This window comes from Aquipuribacter hungaricus (assembly GCF_037860755.1).
Classification (GTDB): Bacteria; Actinomycetota; Actinomycetes; order Actinomycetales; family JBBAYJ01; genus Aquipuribacter; species Aquipuribacter hungaricus.
In genome coordinates, this window is record NZ_JBBEOI010000196.1 from 1 (window position 1) to 6,593 (window position 6,593).

A 6,593-nucleotide genomic window follows, 5' to 3' on the forward strand; every position below is an offset into this window, starting at 1 on the left:
CCGGCCGCAGGCGCGACCCGCAGGACCCGCGCGACGCCCCGGACCCCGCGCCTGCCGCGCGGGGCGGGCTGAGGGGCCGCGTCCGCTCTCACGTCGCGGCCCCCGGTAGTCCCGGACCCCTTCGGGACCACCCGCCGACCACCTCGCGTTGCCCGGCGCGCGACCATCATGACGCGTGCGGGGGCGTGCCGTGGTCACGACCCCCCGGCCCGCGCGCGACCGCTGCGCGACTCCGCCCCGTCGCGCCGGCGGTCCGTGGCCGGTCCTGTCGCCGGGTCGGACGGGCCCCCGCCCGTGCGGGGGCCGCCGACGCCCACCACACTGTGCCCGTGAGCGCTGCAGATGCCCCCGGACGCGTCCTCGTTGTCGGCGGGGGGATCTCCGGCGTCGCCTGCGCGCGGGCGCTGCAGGGCTCCGGCGCCGACGTCCGCCTGGTGGACCGCGGCCGACGGCTCGGCGGCCGCATGGCGGCGCGCACCGTCGACACCGTCGTCGGCCGGCACGTGGTCGACACGGGGGCCTCGTACTTCACCGTGCGCGACGAGGGCTTCACCGCGGTGGTCTCCGACTGGCAGGAGCGCGGCCTCGCCCGCGAGTGGACGGACACCTTCCACCTGTCCGACGGCGACGGCCTGGTCGGCACCAAGGTCGGCCCCGTGCGCTGGGCGGCCGCCGGGGGCCTGCGCTCGCTCGTCGAGGACCTGGCCGAGGGGCTGGACGTCGAGCACCCGCGCGAGGTCACCGAGGTCGTGCCCGTCGACGCCGCCGAGGGGGGCGGGGTCCTCGTGGACGGGGAGCGCTACGACGGGGTCGTGCTGGCCATGCCCGACCCGCAGGCCGTCGACCTGCTCCCGTCCGGGGTCGCCGAGCAGCTGCTCCACGGCTCGGACTGGGACTGGCGGCCGAGCATCGCCGTCTACGCCGCGTGGACCGAGCGCTGCTGGCCCGAGGTCGACGGCGTGTTCGTCGACGGCTCGGCGGTCGTGGACTGGGTGGCCGACGACGGCCGCCGCCGCGGCGACGACGCCCCGGTGCTCGTGGCCCACACCACGCCCGTGTTCGCCGCGAGCCGGCTGGACGACCCCGGCTCGGCGGTGCCGCACGTGCTCGACGAGCTCGGCCGGGTGCTCGGGCGCGCCCTGGTGGAGCCGGAGTGGGCACGTGCCCACCGCTGGTCGCTGGCCAGCCCGTCCCGCAGCCGGCCGGCGCCGGACTTCGCCCTCACGGCCGACGGCACGGTGGGGGTGTGCGGCGACGCCTGGGGCGAGCGGTCGCGGGTCGAGGCGGCCTGGCTGTCCGGCACGCGGCTGGCGCAGGAGCTGGCCGGCCGTCTCGGGCTGCCGGGCTGAGCGCCTGCACTAGCCTGCTCGGGGCGCCACGGGCCTGCCGGCCCGACGCCCCGCCCTGCCACCGAGGACCGAGGAGTGCCGCGTGCCCGCAGTCGTCTTGATCGGTGCCCAGTGGGGTGACGAGGGCAAGGGCAAGGCCACCGACGCCCTCGGCTCGCGCGTGGACTACGTCGTCAAGTTCAACGGCGGCAACAACGCCGGCCACACGGTCGTGGTCGGCGACGAGAAGTACGCGCTGCACCTGCTCCCCTCGGGCATCCTCAGCCCGGGCGTGGTCCCCGTCATCGGCAACGGCGTGGTCATCGACCCCGAGGTGCTGTTCGAGGAGATCGACGGCCTCACCGCCCGCGGCGTCGACTGCTCCCGCCTGCTCGTCTCGGCCAACGCCCACGTCATCGCCACGTACCACCGCACCCTGGACAAGGTGAGCGAGCGGTTCCTCGGCAAGCAGCGCATCGGCACCACCGGCCGCGGCATCGGCCCGGCCTACGCGGACAAGATCAACCGCGTCGGGATCCGGGTGCAGGACCTGTTCGACGAGAAGATCCTCCGCCAGAAGATCGAGGGCGCGCTCGACCAGAAGAACCACCTGCTGGTCAAGGTCTACAACCGCCGCGCGATCACCGTCGACGAGATCGCGGACTCCCTGCTCGGCCTCGCCGACCGGCTCGAGCCGTACGTCGCGGACACCGGGCTGGTGCTCAACCAGGCGCTCGACGCGGGCCGGACGGTGCTCTTCGAGGGCGGCCAGGCCACGCTGCTCGACGTCGACCACGGCACCTACCCGTTCGTCACCAGCTCCAACGCGACCTCCGGCGGGGCCTGCACCGGCAGCGGCGTCGCGCCGAACCGGGTGGACCGGGTCATCGCCGTGGTCAAGGCCTACACGACCCGCGTCGGCGAGGGTCCCTTCCCCACCGAGCTGTTCGACGCCGACGGGGAGCGGCTGCGCGCGGTCGGGCACGAGTACGGCACGACGACCGGCCGGCCCCGCCGCTGCGGCTGGTACGACGCCGTCATCACCCGCTACGCCCAGCGCGTCAACGGGGTCACCGACTTCGTCGTCACCAAGCTCGACACCCTCACCGGCTTCGAGAAGATCCCGGTCTGCGTGGCCTACGACGTCGACGGCACGCGCTTCGACGAGATGCCGGTCAGCCAGACCGACTTCCACCACGCGAAGCCGGTCTACGAGCTGTTCGACGGCTGGACCGAGGACATCACCGGCGTCCGCCGGTTCGAGGACCTGCCCGCCGCGGCGCAGCGCTACGTCCTCGCGCTGGAGGAGATGAGCGGGTCCCGGATCAGCGCGGTCGGCGTCGGCCCGGGCCGCGAGGAGACCGTCGTCCGCCACGACCTGCTCGGCTGAGCGCGGGGCGGGACGGCGGCAGATCCCTCGTCCGGTCCGATGGGTGCTTAGCGCACCTAACTGTTAGCCTGGGCCCAGATGAGTACCGAGACCCTGCCCCCCGCCACCCGTCCGTCCACCAGGTCTTCCCGCGCCGGCTTCTTCTCCCGGCTCGGCCCGCGCGAGCTGGTCCTGCTCGCGGCCATCACCGCCGCGGGACCGCTGACGATCGACCTCTACCTGCCCGCGTACCCCACGCTGGCCGCGGAGTTCGGCGTCGCCGAGACCCAGGTGCAGCTCACGCTCACCGCCTGCGTGTTCGGTCTCGCGCTGGGCCAGCTGGTCATCGGCCCGGTCGCGGACCGGGTGGGCCGCCGGCTGCCGGTCGTCGTCGGCCTCGCCCTGTGGTCGGTGTCCTCCCTGCTCGTGGCCGCCGCCCCGACGCTGGCGCTGCTCACCGTGGGCCGGTTCGTCCAGGGCTTCGTCGTGGCGGCCGGGATGGTCACCGCGCGGGCGATCCTCCGGGACCTGTCGACGGGGCAGAACCTGGCCAGGGCCTTCGCCCGGATGTTCCTCGTCGTCGGTGCCGTGCCGATGGTGGCGCCGTTCCTCGGCTCGCTCATCCTCGAGCTGACCAGCTGGCGCGGGGTCTTCGTCCTGCTCGCCGTCATCGGGGTGCTGCTCGCGGTCGTCACCGCCGTGCTCCTGCCCGAGACGCTGCCGAAGGCCCAGCGGACCCCGGTCCCGGTCAGCCGGCTCGCGGGGACCTACGGCCGCCTGCTCGTCGACCGGGCGTTCATCGCGCCCGCGATGGTGGCGAGCCTCGCCTTCGCCGGGCTGTTCGTGTACATCAACGGCAGCTCGTTCGTGCTGCAGGAGCAGTACGGCGTCTCCCAGCTGCAGTACGGCATGGTGTTCGGGGCCGTGACGCTGTCGCTCATCGCCGGCAGCCAGGCCTCCAGCGTCCTCGTCGGCCGCTTCGGCCTGCTGTCGGTGCTGCGCGCCGCGCCCGTCATCGGCGCCGTCGCCATCGGCTCGGTGTTCGCGGTCTCGATGCTCGGCGACCTCCCGCTGCCCGTCCTCATCGCGGGCCTCGTCGTCGCCATGGGCGTCGTCGGCTTCGCCATGCCGGCCGCGTCGGCCCACGTGCTCGGCGCACAGCCCGCCGCCCGCGCGGGCCTCGCCTCCGGCCTGGTCGGCGTCCTGCAGTTCGCGGTGGGCGGCGCCGTCAGCCCGCTCGCCAGCGTCATGGGCACCGTGACGGCCAGCTCGATGACCGGGCTCATGGCGCTGCTGTTCGCGGCGTCGGCGGCCACGGCCTTCGCGGTGCGGGCCGACGCGCCCGCCGAGGAGTCCCCGGCGACCGCCACCTGACGAGCAAGGACGCTGCGGCCGCTACGGCCGCAGCAGCACCTTGACGGCCTCGCGGCGGTCCATCAGGTCGTAGGCCTGCGCGGCCTCGGCCAGCGGCAGCTCGCGGTCGAAGACGGCGCCGGGGGAGATGGACCCCGCGAGCACGCGGTGCAGAAGGTCGGGCAGGTAGGCCCGGACCGGCGCGATGCCCCCCGCGAGGCCGACGTTGTGCCGGAACATGCGGCGCACCGGGGGGGTCGCGCCGTGGGGGACCCCGACGAACCCCACCGTCGCGCCGGGGCGGGCCACGGCGAACGCCGTCGTCATGGACCCCTCCGTGCCGACGCACTCCAGCACGGCGTCGGCGCCCACCCCGTCGGTGAGGCCGAGCACCGCCTGCTCGCCGTCCTCGCCGCGCTCCGCGACGACGTCGGTGGCGCCGAACCGCACGGCGAGCGCCTGCCGGTCCGCGTGGCGGCTCATCACCACGACGCGGGCCGCGCCCTGCTGGACCGCCGACAGCACGCCGCAGAGCCCGACGGCGCCGTCGCCCACGACGACCACGGTGCTGCCCTCGCGGACCCCGGCCGAGCGGGCCGCGTGCCAACCGGTCCCCATGACGTCGCTGCAGGCGAGCAGGTCGCGCAGCAGGTCGCCGTCCGGAGGCGAGGCGGCGTCGTGGCCGGGGACGACGACGAGCGTGCCGTCGGCCTGCGGCACCCGGACCAGCTCGGCCTGCGCGCCGTGCTCGCCGCCGAACACCCCGCCCACCACGCACGAGGTGTGCACGCCGGCCAGGCAGTGGGCACAGCGCCCGCACGACCACGTGAAGGGCGCCACCACGACGTCGCCGACCGAGACCGCGCGCACGTCCGCGCCCACCTCCTCGACCACCCCGACGTGCTCGTGGCCGATGCCGTGCGGCTCGTCGACCGGGTTCTCGCCCCGGTAGGGCCACAGGTCCGAGCCGCAGACGCACGCGGCCAGCACCCGGACGACGGCCTCGTGCGGCGCCCGGACCACCGGGTCGGGGAGGGTCTCGGAGCGGATGTCGCGGGGGGCGTGGATGACGGTGGCTCGCACCCGGCGACCGTACGTGGATGCCGACGGCCGCGCCGCCCCAGGGGCGCTAGCCTCGCCCACCGTGCGGGTCCTCGTGGTCGGTCAGGGTGCCAGGGAGCACGCGCTCGTGCGGTCGCTCCTCGCCGAGGAGGGGGTCGACGCGGTCGTCGCCGGCCCCGGCAACCCGGGCATGGCCGCCGAGGGCGCGGACTGCCGCCACGTCGACCTGGCCGACCTCAGCGGGATCGCCGAGCTCGCCACCGCCGCGCTCGCCGACCTCGTCGTCGTCGGGCCCGAGGCGCCGCTGGTCGCCGGCGCCGCGGACATCCTCCGCAGCACCACCGGCATCCCGTGCTTCGGCCCGTCCGCCCCCGCGGCCCGGCTGGAGTCGAGCAAGGCCTTCGCCAAGGAGGTCATGGCAGCCGCCGGGGTGCCGACCGCGCGACCGGTCGTCTGCCACGACGTCGACCAGGTCGCCGCCGCGCTCGACGAGCTCGGTGCGCCGCACGTCGTCAAGGACGACGGGCTGGCCGCGGGCAAGGGCGTCGTCGTCACCGACGACCGCGCGGCAGCGCTGGCGCACGCGGCCGCCTGCTTCCAGCTGCCCGGCGGCACCGTCGTCATCGAGGAGTACCTGGACGGGCCCGAGGTGTCGGTGTTCTGCGTCTGCGACGGCACCGACGTCGTCGCGCTCGCGCCGGCGCAGGACTTCAAGCGGCTGCGCGACGGCGGCCAGGGGCCGAACACCGGCGGCATGGGCGCCTACGCCCCGCTGACCTGGCTGCCCGAGGGCTTCGTCGAGGACGTGCTCGAACGCGTGACGCGCCCGGTCCTGCGCGAGATGGCCTCCCGCGGGACGCCGTTCACCGGGGTGCTCTACGTGGGGCTGGCGCTCACGTCCGAGGGCCCCAAGGTCGTCGAGTTCAACGTCCGCTTCGGCGACCCCGAGGCCCAGGTGGTGCTCGCCCGGCTCCGGAGCCCGCTGTCCGGCCTGCTGCTGGCCGCCGCGCAGGGCCGGCTGGCCGAGCACGTGGCCGCCCACGGCGCCCCGGTCGAGGACGGGGCGGCCGTCGCGGTCGTCGTCGCGGCCCCCGGCTACCCCGCGGACGTCCGCACCGGCGACGCCGTCCTCGGCCTGGACGAGGCGGCCGCGGTGCCCGGGGCCCACGTCCTCCACGCCGGGACCGCCCTGCGGGACGGCCACCTGGTCACCTCCGGCGGGCGCGTGCTCACGGTCGTGGGGACCGGGGACGACGTCGCCGCCGCGCGCTCGGTCGCCTACGAGGCCGTCCAGCACGTGCACGTCCCGGGCGGCCAGCTGCGCCTCGACGTCGCCGCCGAGGGCTGAGCCGGAGCCCGTCCCAGGGGCGCCGACGACCGGCGGGGGAGGGGTCCTCCCGCCGGCCGCCGGGCGCCTGGGGTCAGGCTGCGGCGGTCGCCGCTCGGGGCGTGCGGAGCGCGGGCGCCCGGCCGCGGGCAAG

General features: G+C 75.9%; 5 protein-coding genes. 4 read left to right on the top strand and 1 reads right to left on the bottom strand.

The window, feature by feature from the left end; translation table 11 throughout:
* Positions 1-323: 323 nt before the first annotated feature.
* The 3 genes from WCS02_RS15830 (at position 324) to WCS02_RS15840 (ending at position 4,071) form a co-directional block, all read left to right on the top strand.
* Complete coding sequence (locus WCS02_RS15830) at positions 324-1,349, top strand: NAD(P)/FAD-dependent oxidoreductase (RefSeq protein WP_340294972.1); 1,026 nt, start codon at positions 324-326, stop codon at positions 1,347-1,349.
* Positions 1,350-1,431: 82 nt separating this feature from the next.
* Positions 1,432-2,718, top strand: coding sequence for an adenylosuccinate synthase (locus tag WCS02_RS15835; RefSeq protein WP_340294974.1), 1,287 nt, complete (start codon positions 1,432-1,434; stop codon positions 2,716-2,718).
* Positions 2,719-2,796: 78 nt separating this feature from the next.
* Positions 2,797-4,071, top strand: a complete 1,275-nt coding sequence (locus WCS02_RS15840) for a multidrug effflux MFS transporter (RefSeq protein ID WP_340294976.1) — start codon at positions 2,797-2,799, stop codon at positions 4,069-4,071.
* Between the two features lie 21 nt (positions 4,072-4,092).
* Here the strand turns inward: WCS02_RS15840 and WCS02_RS15845 are convergent, their stop codons facing one another.
* On the bottom strand, positions 4,093-5,133 hold the full coding sequence (locus WCS02_RS15845) for an alcohol dehydrogenase catalytic domain-containing protein (protein WP_340294978.1): 1,041 nt from the start codon (positions 5,131-5,133) through the stop codon (positions 4,093-4,095).
* A 61-nt stretch (positions 5,134-5,194) separates the two neighbouring features.
* On the opposite strand from WCS02_RS15845, the gene purD reads away from it, so the two are divergent.
* Positions 5,195-6,460 (top strand): phosphoribosylamine--glycine ligase, encoded by a 1,266-nt coding sequence (purD, locus tag WCS02_RS15850; RefSeq protein WP_340294980.1) that lies wholly within the window; start codon positions 5,195-5,197, stop codon positions 6,458-6,460.
* The last annotated feature ends 133 nt before the right edge of the window (positions 6,461-6,593 follow it).